This is a genomic window from Maridesulfovibrio ferrireducens, assembly GCF_016342405.1.
Taxonomy (GTDB): Bacteria; Desulfobacterota; Desulfovibrionia; order Desulfovibrionales; family Desulfovibrionaceae; genus Maridesulfovibrio; species Maridesulfovibrio ferrireducens_A.
This window is the reverse complement of the sequence record NZ_JAEINN010000007.1, coordinates 122,654-140,264: the sequence shown is the minus strand read 5'-3', so window position 1 is coordinate 140,264 and position 17,611 is coordinate 122,654. Positions and strand designations below refer to the sequence as shown.

The following is a 17,611-nucleotide window of genomic DNA, read 5'->3' as shown; positions in this document are numbered from 1 at the left end:
TACTGGACAACAGAACAGTTTCTCTGCAAAAAAAGGCCGTCCCCTGAATTATCGGGAGGACGGCCTTTCCTTTTCATAATAATTTTGGAGCCAAATTGTCTTTACCTTCCGAATTTACCGCTTTTGCTGCCGGAGGCGGAAACACTGCACGAATTTTTAAAAGTGGTCCCGGGACACAGGCGTTTACTGCGCATAATTTACACTCCAGAGGTCAATCAGTTGTAATGATTGCTCCGGGAGCACGGGAATATGCTGAACTGAAGGCGCTTATCACTTTATTCAGCCGCAATGATCTTGCTGAAAACAATAAAATTATTCCTGCATGGGAAAGAGATTGGGTTTTCCTTCCTCCTTATCTTTGTAAAAATCCTGTTGCATCAGAATGGTCTGAACGCTGGTCAGCCCTGCATGCTTTAACGCGCGGCGGAAAACAGTCTGTTCTGATGACTGTTGACAACTTACTGCCCAAATGGCCTATGCCTTCAGTTTTGGAAAATAATTATATTAATCTTTCCAAAGGCGAAGAGATGGAGCCGGAACTCCTCATCGAACAATTAGTTTCATGGGGATATACCAGAACAAAACTGGTTTCTGGCTATGGTGAAATGTCCATGCGCGGGGATATCCTTGATATCTATGCTCCGGGATATGACCTTCCGCTAAGATTAGAATTTTTTGGTGATATATTAGAAGAAATTCGTGTTTTCGACCCTTCATCCCAACGTTCGAAGGCCGATTTAGATGGAATGACCTTGCTTCCTGTTGCTCCGGCAATGCTGACCGGAAACAATATCGATGAAGCCGCAGCACTATGGAAGCATTTGAAAAAGACGGGAGAAATTTCTGCTGAAGGGCATGCAAAACTTCTTGAAAAAGTTGGCAACGCGGACGGAATGATCTGGCCCGGACTTTTTTATCCTGAGTGTACTGACCTCAAATCATTTTTATCTAAAAATGCTGTTTATGTTCTTTCGTCAGCTTCAAATTTAAGATTACGTCTTCAGGACCATGAGTACAGCTGGAAAACCTTTCTTCACGACAAATCTGCTCATTCCGGTTGTAAATGGCCTGTTAATACAATTTGCTGGAATGAAGAAAAAGCAAGATCCATCTGGCGCGATGAAAGACAAATTGTATATGAAGATCTGGTCATAGGCCGTGAAAAAGACGGAATAGATCTTTCTGAAAGATCGCTGACAGCATTCACCGATATTTTTTGGAAACCTGAACAGATGAAGCGGCCATGGGCTGCTCTTGTTGCAGGGTTAAAAGAATGGAGCTCTGACAGGTTCCAAACTGTACTCAGTTTTAAAACCGACAGATCTCGGAAAAAATTTCTATCGCTAATTGAATCGGAACAGCTCTCTATTTCAACTGAGTATTCCTCTATGAACAGAGGAATATATGCACTTATTTCGCCCCTTAAAAACGGGATGGAACTTGAGTGGAATCAAACCATTATTTTAGGAGAAGACGTTCTTCAGCCGCAAGCCGCCAAAGGTACCCGCATCAGGGACAAAGCCTTTGAAGGAATGACGAGTTATGAAGATTTGCTTCCAGAAGATTTACTTGTCCATAGAGATTACGGCTTATCCCGTTTCGGCGGACTGCATCATTTTAAAGTAGGGGATGTTTCTAATGATTATCTTCTGCTGTTTTTTGATGCAGATGATAAATTATATGTCCCGGTCGACAGGCTTAATCTTGTTCAAAAATATAAAGGTCCGGAAGGGACCTGTTCTGTTCTGGACAAGCTGGGCGGAACACGCTGGTCTAAAACCCGTGATAAAGCCCGCAAGGCTATTGAGAAAATCGCCGGTGAACTTGTTGAAATGTACGCTTACAGAAAAGTTGCCAAAGGATATGCCTACGGTCCTTTGGATGATATGTACTGGGAGTTTGAAAGTACTTTCGGGTTTGAAGAAACTCCGGATCAGGAAAAGGCCATCCAAGATGTATTCAGAGATATGGAAAGCCCTGAACCTATGGACAGACTCGTCTGCGGTGATGTTGGATTCGGAAAAACTGAAGTTGCATTAAGAGCCGCTTTCAGAGCCGTCTTAGATGGTAAACAGGTTATTCTGCTTTGCCCTACGACCGTTCTGGCTGAACAGCATTATCAAACATTTATGCAACGCATGGAAGGGTTCCCGGTTGTAGTTGGAATGCTCAGCAGGTTTGTAACCAAGACCAGCCAAAAAAGAGTTCTCGAGCAACTATCTTCAGGAACCCTCGACATTCTTATCGGCACGCATAGAGTTTTGTCTAAAGATGTAGAAGCTCCGAATCTGGGTTTGCTCATTCTTGATGAAGAACAGCGCTTCGGAGTGAGGCATAAAGAACGTATTAAAGAAATGCGTAAAAATATTGATGCGCTGACTTTGACCGCTACCCCGATTCCCCGAACCTTGCAGTTATCATTATCCGGCGTGCGAAGCCTGAGTACAATTGAAACTCCTCCTGTCGATCGCAAACCAGTTGAAACAGCTTTAGTTGAACGAGACGAAGCAATGCTTGCGTCTGTTGTTAAGCGTGAACTTGAAAGAGGCGGACAGGTTTTCTGGGTGCATAACAGAGTTCAGGGCCTTGAAAGGGTTGCTGAATTTGTTAAAAAATTGGCTCCTGATGCCAAAGTCGGCATGGCTCACGGTCAAATGTCAGAAAAGACTTTAGAAGATACTATTCATAAATTCTGGCACAAAGAATTAGATATTCTTATAGCTACCGCAATTATTGAATCCGGCCTTGATTTCCCCAATGCCAACACATTAATTGTAGATCAGGCTCAAATGTTCGGGCTTGGGCAGCTTTATCAGTTGCGAGGCAGAGTTGGACGCAGCACACGACAGGCGTACGCATATTTTGTAGTTTCATCTCTTGATTCTTTGTCGGAAAAAGCTAAGCGACGTATGCAGATTATTCTTCAACTTGATTACCTGGGAGCAGGTTTTAAAGTTGCAATGGAAGATTTAAGACTGCGCGGTGCAGGTAATATTCTCGGAGAAGTTCAATCAGGACAAATGGCAAAAGTCGGGCTTGACCTGTTTCTTGAAATGCTTGACGAAGAAGTACGCAGAATCAAGGGAGATGACAGCACTGTTGCGACAGATCCTGAAATGAATTTTGTTTTTAAAGCCCATTTACCTGAAGACTATGTTCCTGATGCCAGAGAAAGGTTGAGATATTATCGGGCACTTTCCTCGGCAAATACAGAAGCACGGATAGAAGAACTTGCCTCTGAAATTAAAGATAGATTTGGACATTTCCCTGAAGAAGTTGAAAATTTTATAACAGTACTTTATCTGAAACGAACTTTAGCATGTCTCGGAGTTACAAGAGCTGATTTATTTCCTGCCAGAGTTGTTTTGACATGGGAAGAAAGTCGAAATCCTGTAGAACCTGTTAAATTGATGAAATGGATTGCTGATGATAAAAATTCAGCACGCCTTAAGCCTCCTGTAAGTATTGAAATACGTTTTGAAAAAGACACTAAAATAGCAGCAGGACTTAATCAAATTTGTAAAAATCTTGAACCGTTAGTTGAACAAATTTAAATCATAGTGATAACGTACGGAAATTATAAATGAAAAAGATAATTATTCTTTTAATGCTGACCTCTCTTTTTGTCTTTGGATGCAAAAACAAGACAGAAGATCCGGGCATAGTTGCACGAGTAAACGGTGAACCTGTTTACCTTTCGCAGTTGGATTATAAATATGATTTGATGCATGACGGAAGTGCAGGGTTTGTTCCTTCCGTCAGTCAGGTCAGAAGTGAATATGGTCAAATTTTAGGCGATATCATTGTACAGGAGCTTGTTTCACAAGAACTTGAAGAACGGAATATCCCTGTATCAGATAAAGAATTGAAAGAAGCGGAAGACGAAGTCCGTTCTGATTATCCTGAAAACGCATTTGAACAAATTTTAATCGAAGAATATATTGACCTCAATTCATGGCGCAGTCAGCTCAAATATCAATTAGCAATGGATAAATTTTTTAGTCAAATATTGCGTCCTGAAATTAAAATTGATTACAAAGAAGCAGAAGAATACTACCGCACTCATTTATCTGACTTCTATATGCAGGCAGGGTTCAAATTTATAATGATAAAAGGATTCAGCCGCGAATTGGTGACTAAAGGGGTTGAACAATTTAGAAAAGGAATTTCTCCTGAAGAAATATCAAACAACTTGAAGCAGGTTACTGTTAGAGAAATATGGGTTAGAAACGGACAGTTGCCAACGACTTGGGAACCATTTGTTCAGGAGCTTGAATCTGGAAAAGCAAGTCCTGTAATTACACAGGAAAAAGAATTTATTTGCTTAATTTTAAAAGAAAAAAAAGATGCCACTTTGTTAACACCTCTTCAAGCTTATCCCGCTGTAGAAAAAGTTCTTCTTGAACGTAAACTGGATGACAAATTTGAATTATGGCTTAAGAATAAACTGGCTAATTCTAGTATTAAAATCAGCAAAGAATTATTACCACAGAAAAAAACTGAACCCCCTGTCGCCTCTGAAAATAAGAACACAAAGACTGAATAAAAATTAAGAGTTTTACTAATCTTGCATACTTCTATGAAAGGGTTTAGTTAGTTAAAACAATTGTTATTCTTGCTAAGGATTATATCTGGAAACAAGATCGAATTTAAAGTCGGATAAGAAACATACCGATATTATATATTTTATGGGAGATGCCGTATTGAAGCGTGTAATTATTGTCTTTTTTGTCATATTGATCAGTTCCTTCGGGTCCTTTTCCGGAGCAGAAGAAAAAATCGTTGATGGCGTTGTAGCAGTCGTTAACGGCGATATCATTACCATGTATGAAATGAACACAAAGATGGCTCCCATTATGAAACAGTTTAATGGGAAATCTATTTCTCCTGTAGAAGTTCAGCAAATTAAAAATATCAGAAAACAGATACTTGACCGCATGATTAATGAAATGATTCTTGATCAGGAAGCGAAAAGACTCAAAGTCGAAATTTCAGAACAAGATATCGAAGGTGAAATCAAGCGTATTAAAGAAGCAAGCAAGTTTTCCGATGAAGAATTTGCACGCCAACTTGCATTGCAAAAAACAAACTTAGAAGGGTTTAAAGAAACTTTGCGGAAAGATATTCGTAAAAACAGACTCTTATCATACAAAGTTAAAAATAAAGTAGTAGTCACGGAAGAAGAAATCCAAGGAGTATGGAACAGCACTCAATCTCAACAAGAAGAAGTTAAACAGAGTGTTCACTTGAAATTAATACTTTTTCCTGAAAATATTTCGGCAGATAAAATCAGAAAAGAAATCATTTCTGGAGAAACGACTTTTGAAGAAGCCGCAAATAAGTACACTGTTGGCCCTGGAGCCGGGACCGGTGGAGATCTTGGTGTGCTGGAATGGGATGACCTTGCTAAAACGTGGCATGATGCATTAAATGGACTTAACCCCGGGGATATAAGTACCTCGTTTAAAGTTCAGGAATCAACTGCTTTGCTTAAGCTTGATTCTTTTGTAAAAAATAAATCAGATTCGTTCGCTGACAATAGAGATAATATCTATGAACGTCTTTATAGAGAAAAGCAGGACGCAGTTTTCGTTGATTTTATAAATAAACTGAGAGAGAAAGCCGTTATCGAGATAAAGTAAATTTTTTCAAGAAAACTATAAGCGGATATTTTTTGCGTTTTTAAAATGAAAAACTGTTGTCGAAAGACAAGTTCAAAGAATCAGATTTTCTTTGAATAAAACAGCCAGACTATCATTATGAGGGCCGTATGGATTTGAAAGAGCTTGGTTCCCGATTAAAAGCGGAAAGAGAACGACAAGGGCTTACCGTTGAACATATGATGGAGCTTACCAAATTAAGCCGTGTGAATGTTCATGCGATTGAAGACGGCAATAAAAAAGATTTTCCACACCCTGTCTATGCTAAAGGATTTATAAAAAATTACGCCAAAGCGCTTGGGCTTGATTCAGAAGAAATTGGAGATGAATTCTCAAAATTTTATTCTGTTGACGGTAGTACTGATAAAAATATTCAGGATCCTTCCATCGACGAAAACTTGGCTCGAAGTGATTATTCAGATGTTTCCACTAAAACATCTATGTCTTCGATTTTTTTAATTCTAATTCTAATCGCAGTTCTCGCAGGGCTTGTGTATTATCTTCATGATAACGCATTGTTGGATTTCTGGAACAACAACAAAACAGAGATCGTGGTAACTGAAGAAATTGTTGAAAATGTAGCTGTTGATGAACAAAATGACGAGTTATCTATCGAAACACCAGTTGAAGATTCACTTGAAACAGTACAGGAAGAAGCTCCAATTGCTGACTCAATTGAAAACATTGTAGTTATTTCTGAACCGGAAGAATCAGCTTCTACAAGCGAACAAAAAGAAATTCCTGTTGCGGCAATTCAACCAATAGTAACAAATACAGTTGTTATTACAGCTAAATCTGGAGAAGCTTGTTGGTTAGAGGCCGTTACTGACGGTAAGAACCAAGAATTCGTTCTGCAAGAAACTGAAAGCATTTCATTGCCATACAAAGAATCTTTAAAGATTAAATTCGGAAATGCCGGCGGAGTCGAGGTTGTTTCTGATGGTAAGCCTTTAGTTCTTGATGTTGCAAAAGGAAAAGTTAAAACCATCGAGTTTCCGATTTCCGAATAGGAAATTCAGCGTTTAAAAAATGGAAACAACGGATAAAGTTTTAATTCTTAAAACAGGAAAATTTAAAGAAAATGATCTTTGGGTTCGTTTTCTTTCAGCTTCTCGTGGTGTTCAAACAGCTTTTGCATTTGGCGGAAGCAGAAGTCGTAAAAGATTCGGCGGTTGCTTAGAGCCTTTTTCACAGGTTTTGTTTAAGATCGAAACCAATAAAACGGGTGCTTATCAGGTTCTTAAAGAAGGAAGCCTTATGAAAAGCTATCCTGAAATAAGAACAAACCTCCGGAAAACTGGGCTTGCTGCTAATTGTTTAAAGTTTATAGAATCAGCCGGAACAGAAAAGGAAAGCAGTCGAAGAGTTTTTGATCTTTTATCTGAAACTCTGGATGTTATCGAAAGTTCAGAACCGGATGATTTTTTCCCATTGTTTTTCAGAGCAAAGGTTGCATTTGAACAAGGATACAATCCTGACTTTACAATTTGCGCGCGATGCGGCAAACCTCTATTCAGCGCACGACCTGTAGTTTTTGATATTGAGAAAGGTGTTATAACCTGCTCAGAATGTGACAACGGCAGGAGTGGGGATTCTGTTGGGGCTGGAACCATACGGACTTTAGCATGGATTCAGGATACAGGTCCTTCTAATTGGATGCCTGTGAACCTTCCATATGAAATACGGCAAGAATGTTTTTCAGTAATGGATAAATTCATGGCATATCATATGGGTTTGGTCTGGGAAGAAAGTGGTTATCGAAAAATTTAGTGAAGTTAAATGTCTATCTGGTTCAAAGTGCAGCAATAAACATTGTGCTTAATCTTGAGGCTTATTCTAATTTAAAATTTCTTGAAAAAGTCTAAAATATTTCTGTTATTAATTGTTAAGAAGTCGGACATTTTTTATATTGTACAAATAGTATTTATATAAAAAATGACTCTATAGAAAGTTTGGTTTTTTTCTAGATGTGAGGGATTTAATGAATTTTCAGAATGTTATACTTACGTTGCAAAACTTTTGGTCTGATTACGGTTGTTGTCTGGTTCAGCCTCTTGATATTGAGGTAGGGGCCGGAACATTCAATCCTTCAACTTTTTTCAGAGTTATCGGACCTGAGCCTTGGAATGCTGCTTATGTGGAACCGTCCCGCCGTCCTACTGATGGACGTTACGGAGAAAATCCAAACAGGCTTCAGCACTACTTTCAGTTTCAGGTTATTTTAAAACCTTCCCCTGACAATGTTCAGGACCTCTATCTCAAGAGCCTCGAAGCTCTCGGTCTAGATGCTGCTGCACATGACATCAGATTTGTAGAAGATGACTGGGAATCTCCTACACTGGGTGCATGGGGACTTGGCTGGGAAGTTTGGCTTAACGGTATGGAAGTAACTCAATTTACCTACTTCCAGCAGGTCGGAGGACTTGACCTCAGCCCTGTTTCCGTTGAACTGACTTACGGTCTTGAAAGACTCTGTATGTACTTGCAGGGCAAAGAATCCGTTTATGATTTGATGTGGAACGACAAGATCACTTATGGTCAAATATTCCATCAGAACGAAGTTGAGAATTCTAAATATAATTTTGAGCTCAGCGATTCAGCCATGCTTCTTGATCTATTCAATAAATATGAAGCTGAAAGTTTGAGACTATGCGAAGAACGGCTTCCCCGTCCCGCATACGACTATTGTCTAAAATGTTCTCACACTTTCAATATGCTTGATGCTCGCGGTGCAATATCCATTACCGAACGGGCAACATATATAGGCAGAGTGCGTACTTTAGCTTCCGCTGCAGCAAGACTTTATTCCGCACAGCGCGAAGAATTAAATTACCCCATGCTTGAAAACGATTAAAAAAAACGGAATTAGATATGGCCGATTTTATTCTCGAAATAGGTATTGAAGAAATGCCCGCCCGCTTTGTTCCACGTCTGGGCGAGGATATTAAAAATATTTTCAGTGATCTTCTTAAAGAACACATGATTGATTTTGCAGAAGTAGCCGCTTTTGCCACTCCTCGCAGACTTAGTGTTTTTGTCACAGACATCGCACTCGATCAGAGAAAAGTTGAAGAGGAAGTATCAGGGCCTCCTGCTAGAATAGCTTACGATGCTGACGGAAAACCAACTAAAGCCTGTGACGGATTCGTTAAATCTCAAGGAATCAAACTCGAAGATATTTATCTTATCAAAACTGATAAAGGTGACTATCTCGGAGCCAAAAAAACAGTCGGCGGCGCTGCAACTATTTCTATTCTTCCTGAGATGTGTATCACCGCAATTAAAAAGCTTTCATTTCCTAAAAAGATGAAGTGGGGCAGTCTCGAGTTCACATTTGGTAGACCGCTGCGTTGGCTGTTGTGCCTTTGCGGCGACCAAGTTGTAGACTTCGAATTGGCAGGACTTACTTCAGGACGGAAAACCTACGGACATCGTGTCATGGGTGCCGGTCCATGGGATATTGCTTCTGCTTCTGACTATTTCAATATTATTGAGCAGAAATGTTCTGTAGTTATTTCTCCGGAAAAACGAGGAGAACTCGTACGCGCTGAAGGAGATAAACTTGCTTCCGCGCTTAACGGGTCTGTTGTCTGGAAGGACAGTCTGCTTCAAGAAGTCAGTAACCTTGTTGAATTCCCCATGCCTATCATTGGAAATTTTGAAGAATCTTTCCTTGAACTTCCTAAAGAAGTTTTACTGACAAGTATGGAAAGCCATCAGAAATGTTTCGGTATTGAGAACTCTGACGGAAACCTGCTTCCTCATTTTCTATGTACTTTAAATCTGAAACCTAAAGATATGGATCTGGTTCGTAAGGGATGGGAAAAAGTTCTTAAAGCAAGACTTGAAGATGCTCGTTTCTTCTGGGCTAAAGATTTAGATACAGATTTTGGTGTCTGGCTTGAAAAGCTTGAACACGTAGTATTCCTTGGTCCTTTGGGAACCATGGGCGATAAATCGCGTAGACTCGAAAGCCTGGCTGCATTAATCGCAGGCAAAATTGATCCTGATTTGCAGACTGAAATGGCTCGCGCCGGTAAAATTGCCAAAGCAGACCTTGTATCTGAAATGGTTAATGAATTTGATAAACTGCAAGGCTTGATGGGCGGAATCTACGGCTCTAAAAAGGGCGAAGATGATGTTGTATGCAAAGCTATCAGCGAACAATATCTCCCTGCAGGACCAGAAAGTCCTGTACCTTCCACAATTGGTGGAGCTATAATATCCATGACCGATAAAGCCGATACTCTCGTCGGTTGCTTCGGATTAAATAAAATACCTACCGGTGCCAACGATGCCTACGCTCTCAGGCGCGCTGCCCTTGGTATTATACGGATGATCCTTGAATTCAGATTAAGTGTCGACATCCTCGAAATTTTCGACATGGCTTATGACGGATATTCTAAGGATATTAAATGGAAACTTGATAAAGCAGAGATTCTTGAAAAACTTGGAGATTTTATTTCCAGCAGACTCCGCGCCTATTTTACAGGCCAAGGATATGAAACAAGAGTCGTTGATGCTGCTTTAGGTGCCGGATTCAGAGATGTTAATGCTCTAAAAGCTAGAGTTGAAGCTTTATCTGAATTCGCAAAAGAAGAAGGATTCGAGCAGTCGGTGCTTACTTTTAAGCGAGCATCAAATATTATCAGAAAACAGGGTAGTGAAGCAGGAATCATTTTGACTGGAGGATATGAAGTTGAAAAACTGATTGAACCTCAGGAAAAAGCTCTTGCTACAAAGCTGGATGATACAGCTGATCGTTTCGAAGAACTTTGGGGAAATGATGATTTCACAAATCTCTTTGGAATTCTTGGAGAATTAAGACCATTTGTGGATGACTTTTTTGATAACGTAATGGTCATCAGCGATGATGAATCATTAAAAATTAATCGCCTGAACTTGCTTCAAGCTCTGGTAGACAGACTTAGCAGGTTGGCTGATTTTGGTGCTCTTCAGGTTTAAATCAGATTCATCTGAATGATTTTGTTATGTTAGACAGTTTTTTTAAATGTTTTTTAAATCAAAAAATCATTTTAAACACTTGACAAGTATAACTGATTTTAGTTAAAGACCCATTTTGTTCGAACGTAACTCCGGCTGTCCGGAGAAAGAAATACAAATTTAAGATACAGGAGAAATACCTTGGCTAATCATAAGTCCGCACTCAAAAGACATCGTCAGAGCCTCGTTCGTAATTCACGCAACAACATGGTACGTACTCGTATCAAAAACGTTGTTAAAGAAGTACGTACAGCCGTTGATTCAAACGACACTGAACTTGCAGCAACAGCTCTTCGTAAAGCTACTTCCGTTCTTGATGCAGCAGCCACAAAGAAAGTTATCCACGCACGCGCAGCGTCCCGTAGGATTTCTCGTCTTCACGCTGCTGTAAATAAGATGGCGTAACTCTTACAATATTATTATTTTTGTAAAGATTTATTCAGCCCGTCGCATAATGCGGCGGGCTTTTTGTGTTTAACTATTTTCTATTAACTTTTTATACAAAAAGTCGATGGCAATATCACTGTCTTTGCGCTATCAAAGCAAAGAGTAATTGCTGATTTCAACTGTGTTTTCAATTTCGCGTTTAGTTGTGATTTGATTTTACATGAGGAGTTGCTTTTGAGGGTTATAATCGTTGGTGCCGGAGAAGTTGGGTTTAACGTCGCGAGACGTCTTTCCGGTGAAAGTAAGGAAGTTGTTGTCATAGACACAAACTCCAAAGCATTAAGTAGGGTTTCTGATACATTAGATGTTCAAACCATACTTGGCTCCGGTTCAAGTCCGGAAATTTTGAAACGGGCCGGAGTTCTTGACGCTGATATCTTTTTAGCTGTTACAGATAAAGATGAAATAAATTTAATTTCAACTTTTCTGGCGAACCGTATTGCACCCAAAATTATCAAACTCGCGCGCATCCGGAATGAAGACTATACTAAGTACTCCGAAATGTTCACTGAAGGTGATCTGCGAATTGACACTTTGATCAATCCTGATGAAGAAGTTGTTGAATCCATACTAAGAGTCATGAGTGTCCCCGGAGCTGTGGAAATTAATGACTTTGTTGGTGGAAAAGTTCGCCTTATCGGAGTTAAGCTTCCAAAAGAGAGCCCCCTTGTAGGGGTAACTCTTATGAATATCAAAGAGCATCTTATCGGCATTAATGTCGTCATTGCCGCTTTGGTTCGCGAAGACAGACTCATCATCCCTGGTGGTCTCGATACCATTCAAGAAGGGGATATTGTCTATTTTACATCCATGCGTAACCAGCAGGAATCTCTACTTAGACAAGCTGGAATTCTTTCAGATCCCATTAGAAAAGTTCTTATTGTCGGTGGCGGAAATGTCGGCTTCCTTTTAGCTCAAGCTCTCGATAACAAAAAATATCATACACGCCTTCTAGACAAAGATTCTGATCGTTGTGATGAACTTTCTGAAAAACTTGACCGTGTTATTGTTTTACATGGAGATGGAACTGATCAGGAATTACTTAAAGAAGAAAATGTCGGTGAACTGGATATGGTTATAGCGGTTACAGGCGATGAAGAAATGAATATCTTATCCTGCCTGCTTGCTAAAAACTTAGGCGCCCGTAAGACCATTACCCGCATTAACAATTTCGCGTATATTCCTTTGATTCAACCTATTGGGATTGACCATCTTGTTTGTCCCAGACTCTCCGCAATTAATTCAATTCTACATTTTGTCAGACAAGGAAAAGTTATTTCTGCCGTTTCGATAAAAGGTGAAGAAGCTGAAGCTCTTGAAGCAATTGCTCAAGAAAAATCTGGAATTGTCGGTAAACCGATCAAAGATTTAAATCTTCCTAAAGGAACACTCATTCTCTGCTTCCAACGCGGAGAGGAAGTAATAATTCCTTCAGGTTTCACTGTAATTGAGCCCAATGACAGACTTTTAATTATTTCAACTCGTAAAAATATACCTGAAATAGAGAAAGCACTTACCACCAAACTGGAGTATTATTAATGCGCTGGAAGGTCGTTCTGCATATTATCGGAGCACTAATTTTGTGCGTCGGCCTTACAATGATAATGCCACTTGCTTTTTCATTGTATTATCAAGATTCAGGAATAATGCCTTTGATTCAGTCCATGTTAATTTCCTGTCTCTGCGGTTTAGGGTTGTTTCTTGTTTTTCGAAGTAAGGATGAAAATCAAGGCTTAAGTCATCGAGAAGGAATGGCTATTGTTGCGTTAGGATGGGTTGCAGCCGGCTTTTTCGGAAGTCTTCCTTTTTATTTCGGAGATGTATTTTCAAGTAATGTTGACTGTTTTTTTGAATCCTTGTCCGGTTTTACTACGACAGGTTCTTCAGTAATGACTGACATTGAAAGTGTTGCGAAAGGGATTCTTTTTTGGCGCAGTCTTACTCATTGGCTTGGCGGTATGGGGATCATTGTTCTTTCTCTTGCAATTCTACCTTTTCTCGGGGTCGGAGGAATGCAGCTTTATAAAGCAGAAGTTCCCGGTCCTGTTCCGGATAAGCTGAAACCCCGAATTAAAGACACCGCGATAGTTCTTTGGAAAGTTTATCTTTTATTCTCAGCCATAGAAGCCATACTCTTAATGCTTGGTGGAATGGATTTTTTCGATTCTCTTTGCCATACATTCGGAACACTCGCCACTGGTGGATTCTCAACCAAGAACACTTCAGTTGCATATTTTAACAGTGCTTATATCGATTATGTTATCACCTTTTTTATGATTGTCGCAGGTATCAATTTTAGTCTTCATTACCAAATGTTGAAAGGGCGGCCTTTAATTTTATGGCGTGATCCTGAATTTAGATTTTTTGCATCCATTACGGCCTTAATAACGGTTATAGTTACTATCGTTGTTTATTCTGCCCACAATTATGAAACCGTTGCTGATACTGTCAGATACACATCATTTCAGGTTGCTTCAATTATGAGCACAACAGGTTTTGCAACTGCGGATTATGAGTTATGGCCGGCACTGGCTCAAGGGTTACTACTTTTGTGCATGTTTTTAGGCGGATGCGCCGGATCAACCAGCGGTGGTATGAAGCACCTTCGTATTATGCTTCTTTTGAAACAATCTTATCAGCAAATTTTCAGAATTATTCACCCGCGCTCAGTAAATAGAGTAAAGCTCGGAAAAAAAGTAATTAAGCCTGAAACTATGAATGATATTCTCGGTTTCGCAGTACTCTGGATCGGCTTATTCGTGCTTTGCGGCCTTATTGTTGCGGCGACAGGAGTAGACGTTGTTTCCTCATTTGCAGCATCTCTCGCTTGTATCGGAAACATAGGTCCTGGAATTGGAACTGTCGGCCCGGCTGACAACTTCTCTCATATTCCAGAGGTTGGTAAGTGGGCATTAATTTTTTGTATGCTGCTTGGACGACTTGAAATTTATACAGTAATTGTACTTTGTGTTCCTGAATTCTGGAGAAAATAAATTGCACCCCAATGCATAACTCTAAAGATAATAAATCCAAACTTTACTCGTAAAAAAAACGGCTATGAGGTGAACCTCATAGCCGTTTTTTTGTCCTATAAGCTGTAATGAATTTTAAGACGATTTATCAAGTTACCAGCTAAAACGGAAAAGAAGCTTCTTTTCCGTTTCCTGTTTTGGCAAGCTTGGTGTCGATTGCATTGAGCCTTGCTTTTGCAGCCTCTTTTTGAGCCTTTCTGTCAGCATTTTTTATAACCGTATTTAGAAACTTTTTAGCTGTTTCAAATTGACCTCTATGTTCATATATCATTGAAATTCTGTACATGGCGGTCACAGCCCAAATATTTTGTTCTGGAAATTTAAACGCTAATTCCAAATAACTCTTCAACGCTTTATCTTTGTCTCCCATTGCCTGTTCCCCCTCAGCAATCCAGAACAAAATTTCCGCTTTAAGTTCATTATCTAACTTGTCCTGCCCACTCCATATTCTTTCAAGTATAGCTTGAGCTTTTTTAAGATCACCTTTTTGCTGTATTAAAAGCGCTAATCTCAGTTCTTTCTCAGGGGGAAGGGCGCCTCCCGATCCTAAAATTTCATTATATGCTTTAAGGGCTTTAGCTTCATTACCAACGGCGAGGTCATACTCAACGGCAGCGATAAGCCATTTTAGTTGCATGTCAGCTCCAAACTTATTTGGATCAACCCTTTTCAAATAAAAAGCTGAAAGCTTGAAGTCTCTATTTTGAGCAGCATTATCTGCCAGATAAATAAAACTTCTAGCGCCTAAGTCAGAGTTAGGAAATAACATAGCACATCTACGTGCAATGTTGTCATCCATCTTCTTCGAGCTTTCCTTTGCCAATTCTGAAAATAAAAGCAATCGATCTAATGGTCTGCTGTTAACCTGTGCATTAAACTGATTACCTGAAAGAGATTGCCAAAAAAGAGAATTGATATCGTTAAAATATTCAACACCTGCGGCATCACAAAGCCCGGATATTATGAATAGATTTGAATTTTTACCTGCATCTGCAGTACTTAAAATTTTAGAAAAGTCAGGTTTAAAAACTATTCCCGCAGCAATACGAAGACTCATAGGTAATGAATTAGGGTCAAGTTGCCCCCAAACTTTTTTTGCTAATTCCATATCTCCGGTCAAGAGAGCAAATGCCAATTTATAATTTTGCAAAGCACTGACCAATTCTTCTGAAAGAAGCAGCGATCCAGTTTCGCGGTCAATCGTATCAAGTGCTTCCCGAGGAGACATAGACATCAGTTTATTACGAAAAGCATTCCAAGCAGGGGAGGCCGGAGCGGCCATTTTCCACAAAGTAGGGGATTCATATGCGGGTTCCAGTACACCTGATTTGAAAAAGGACCACGCGTTAACAATATTTTCATCTTGAAACGAATCAACACCAGCCGGATTTTTACCGGTTTCCAAATAGCTGTTTACCGAATTCCAAAAAGTTTTGACTGTTGAATTACTGATATCTTCAAGAATAGAGTTGGACTTGTCCCATTCGCTCAAACTTGATGCAGCGATAGACATTGCAATCAGCTCACGATCCTTATCATTAATAATAGTTGAGTTGCGCAACGCCGGTTTGAAATCGAAACCTTTTTGAAGCGAGCTCTTAAAAACAGGTTTAGTATTAACTATGAAATAAGTAGTGGGCCAAACCTTCTCAGCTTGTTCAAAAGATTGGGTTAGAATCATATTCTGAGCTTCACGAGCGGAACCAGAAGTTACTAGCACCGACCAATAGAGAGATCGCCAAACATCAAACCATACAGTTTTGAGATTTGGTTCAGATTTAAACTTATCAGTCATAAAATCCTGCTTCATAAAGCGGGCAGCCTGACTGAACCAAATGACACTTTTAACAGGATCACCTAAAGCTCGTTGTGTTTGTCCACCAAGCCAGAGTCGTGATGTTTCGAGAGATTTATCATCAAAAGCAGGTGTTCCCTGTAAAATATTCATGCAGGCAGAATACCTACCTAAATTATAGGCAGTTTGAGCCCTTTTTATAATTAATTCCGGAGAATCTCCGCTACCGGAATAGTTTTCTTCAAGAACGTCCCATGCACCATATTTTTCAAGCCATGAATCATAAGATTCACCGTTTTTCGTTTCAACTGCATAAGATGATGTTGAAGTTAAAAAAAATAAAAAGAGGGCAATCAGTAGCGGTCGAAATTTATGTCTGCAAAAGTTTGAAATCATGAAGTCCTCATTTATTCAAAATTAATTAATCAGAAAATTCTGTCACAAAAACAATTAATGAAAAGCTTTAAAAGAGGCAAACGCTTGAACCTATTTAAATGAAATTTTGAACCTTATATATACATTTCTAAGGAAACGAACTGCAAAACCGCCTTTCAAGTACTCGTCAATGAGCAACTTAGAGGTTTTAAAGCAATCGATAAGTCATAAGCTATTGTTTATTAAGACTATTTACCATCTAAGATTATCGATTAATGATTGATGAACCCAGCATATTAGGGCTAAACCAAACAATACTATTTCCAAAGTTTACATAATTTACATTATGAGACATTAATATAAACATAATTATTACAATAGCTTGTATTAAACAAACACTAATTATGCCAATTTTCAGCCTAAATATGGGATTTGATATGGAACGAGATAATATTTGTTCTAGCTACTTTCTGCTTTCCATTAGATTTTAAGTTCTAAGCGCATTTAGCAGCTCATATGAAGCAACTGGTCGTAAAAACTTTTTAAACATGTAAGCAATGCGCATTCTTCGCTCTTGCTATGAGTGAATCTAAACTTGAATGCTAAATCTTAATGCGTTGCTTGCAATATCCATTTTTTAGACAAGCTTTATCAGCAATTCATATGAGACTGAAATGACATCGACTCCAATTCTAAGAGCTTCCGAAACTTGCTTAACCTCAGTCAGACCTGATGCGATAATTTTTGATTTGAAATCATAATTTTTAAATATTGAAACGATGCTGTCTAGCGATTCACTTGCACCCTCTTCCTGTTCGCTCTCGTGCAAATCCAAATTTACAAAATCTACTCCTAATCTTGCCGCCATTACAGCTTGAACAGGAATCAATCTCGAAACCATACTTACTGAAATATCACGTTCAGAAAGAATACCGGCAGATTTCAATCCTTCCAATGTCGTCGGTATTTCCACAACCGCGTTTGGACCAAATCCGATTATCCTTTTGGCGTCATCCAGAATGCACTGCGAGTTAAGTTCTGAAGTTTTTATCACTACTGGACCATGAACAATTTTTAAAATCTCCATCACATCTTCATATAAATTCATATCTTTTATGGTCGAAAAATCAGAACCAAAGTGAACTCCATCAATCAACTTATAATCAATTGCCTTCTTAACTTCGTCTATTGAAGTAGAATCGAGAAAAAATTTCATTAGGAACTCCCCTTTTGTCAGTTTAAAAAAAACACGAACACCCTTTCAACTGGTTAGCTGAAAGGGTGTAAAAGATAAAATT

Annotated in this window: 12 protein-coding genes; 10 read left to right on the top strand and 2 right to left on the bottom strand. The window is 39.2% G+C overall.

All coding sequences use genetic code 11. The features are described 5' to 3' along the window. Window positions 1-95 precede the first annotated feature (95 nt). The 10 genes from mfd (at window position 96) to JEY82_RS09485 (ending at window position 14,104) form a co-directional block, all read left to right on the top strand. Window positions 96-3,554 carry a transcription-repair coupling factor gene (gene mfd, locus JEY82_RS09530; protein ID WP_304085179.1) on the top strand — a complete coding sequence of 1,153 codons (3,459 nt, stop codon included), beginning with the start codon at window positions 96-98 and terminating at the stop codon, window positions 3,552-3,554. Between the two features lie 29 nt (window positions 3,555-3,583). Further along, the gene (locus tag JEY82_RS09525) at window positions 3,584-4,546 is read left to right on the top strand and encodes a SurA N-terminal domain-containing protein (protein ID WP_304085178.1); all 963 of its coding nucleotides are present in this window, start codon (window positions 3,584-3,586) and stop codon (window positions 4,544-4,546) included. Between the two features lie 157 nt (window positions 4,547-4,703). Further along, complete coding sequence (locus JEY82_RS09520; protein ID WP_304085177.1) at window positions 4,704-5,642, top strand: SurA N-terminal domain-containing protein; 939 nt, start codon at window positions 4,704-4,706, stop codon at window positions 5,640-5,642. A 128-nt stretch (window positions 5,643-5,770) separates the two neighbouring features. Continuing rightward, a complete protein-coding gene (locus JEY82_RS09515; RefSeq protein WP_304085176.1) occupies window positions 5,771-6,670 on the top strand; it encodes a RodZ domain-containing protein in 900 nt (299 codons plus the stop codon). Between the two features lie 19 nt (window positions 6,671-6,689). Beyond that, window positions 6,690-7,430: a DNA repair protein RecO gene (gene recO, locus JEY82_RS09510; RefSeq protein ID WP_304085175.1), complete on the top strand. Its 741-nt coding sequence runs from the start codon at window positions 6,690-6,692 to the stop codon at window positions 7,428-7,430. Between the two features lie 211 nt (window positions 7,431-7,641). Further along, the gene (gene glyQ / locus JEY82_RS09505) at window positions 7,642-8,514 is read left to right on the top strand and encodes a glycine--tRNA ligase subunit alpha (protein ID WP_304085174.1); all 873 of its coding nucleotides are present in this window, start codon (window positions 7,642-7,644) and stop codon (window positions 8,512-8,514) included. A gap of 17 nt (window positions 8,515-8,531) precedes the next feature. Continuing rightward, window positions 8,532-10,625 (top strand): glycine--tRNA ligase subunit beta, encoded by a 2,094-nt coding sequence (glyS, locus tag JEY82_RS09500; RefSeq protein ID WP_304085173.1) that lies wholly within the window; start codon window positions 8,532-8,534, stop codon window positions 10,623-10,625. 180 nt (window positions 10,626-10,805) lie between these two features. After that, window positions 10,806-11,069, top strand: coding sequence for a 30S ribosomal protein S20 (gene rpsT / locus JEY82_RS09495; protein ID WP_304085172.1), 264 nt, complete (start codon window positions 10,806-10,808; stop codon window positions 11,067-11,069). Between the two features lie 216 nt (window positions 11,070-11,285). Then, a complete protein-coding gene (gene trkA, locus JEY82_RS09490; protein ID WP_304085171.1) occupies window positions 11,286-12,650 on the top strand; it encodes a Trk system potassium transporter TrkA in 1,365 nt (454 codons plus the stop codon). Continuing rightward, window positions 12,650-14,104, top strand: coding sequence for a TrkH family potassium uptake protein (locus JEY82_RS09485; protein ID WP_304085170.1), 1,455 nt, complete (start codon window positions 12,650-12,652; stop codon window positions 14,102-14,104). Before trkA ends, JEY82_RS09485 begins: the two co-directional genes overlap by 1 nt. Window positions 14,105-14,243: 139 nt before the next feature. Here the strand turns inward: JEY82_RS09485 and JEY82_RS09480 are convergent, their stop codons facing one another. Both JEY82_RS09480 and JEY82_RS09475 read right to left on the bottom strand, forming a co-directional pair. Continuing rightward, window positions 14,244-16,334, bottom strand: coding sequence for a tetratricopeptide repeat protein (locus JEY82_RS09480; protein ID WP_304085169.1), 2,091 nt, complete (start codon window positions 16,332-16,334; stop codon window positions 14,244-14,246). Between the two features lie 616 nt (window positions 16,335-16,950). Beyond that, window positions 16,951-17,529 (bottom strand): transaldolase family protein, encoded by a 579-nt coding sequence (locus JEY82_RS09475; RefSeq protein WP_304085168.1) that lies wholly within the window; start codon window positions 17,527-17,529, stop codon window positions 16,951-16,953. Window positions 17,530-17,611 lie beyond the last annotated feature (82 nt).

Coding starts and splice junctions, on each gene's coding strand:
- JEY82_RS09525 (WP_304085178.1), top strand. CDS start 3,584: ATGAAAAAGATAATTATTCTTTTAATGCTGACCTCTCTTTTTGTCTTT.
- JEY82_RS09515 (WP_304085176.1), top strand. CDS start 5,771: ATGGATTTGAAAGAGCTTGGTTCCCGATTAAAAGCGGAAAGAGAACGA.
- recO (WP_304085175.1), top strand. CDS start 6,690: ATGGAAACAACGGATAAAGTTTTAATTCTTAAAACAGGAAAATTTAAA.
- glyQ (WP_304085174.1), top strand. CDS start 7,642: ATGAATTTTCAGAATGTTATACTTACGTTGCAAAACTTTTGGTCTGAT.
- glyS (WP_304085173.1), top strand. CDS start 8,532: ATGGCCGATTTTATTCTCGAAATAGGTATTGAAGAAATGCCCGCCCGC.
- JEY82_RS09485 (WP_304085170.1), top strand. CDS start 12,650: ATGCGCTGGAAGGTCGTTCTGCATATTATCGGAGCACTAATTTTGTGC.
- JEY82_RS09480 (WP_304085169.1), bottom strand. CDS start 16,334: ATGATTTCAAACTTTTGCAGACATAAATTTCGACCGCTACTGATTGCC.
- JEY82_RS09475 (WP_304085168.1), bottom strand. CDS start 17,529: ATGAAATTTTTTCTCGATTCTACTTCAATAGACGAAGTTAAGAAGGCA.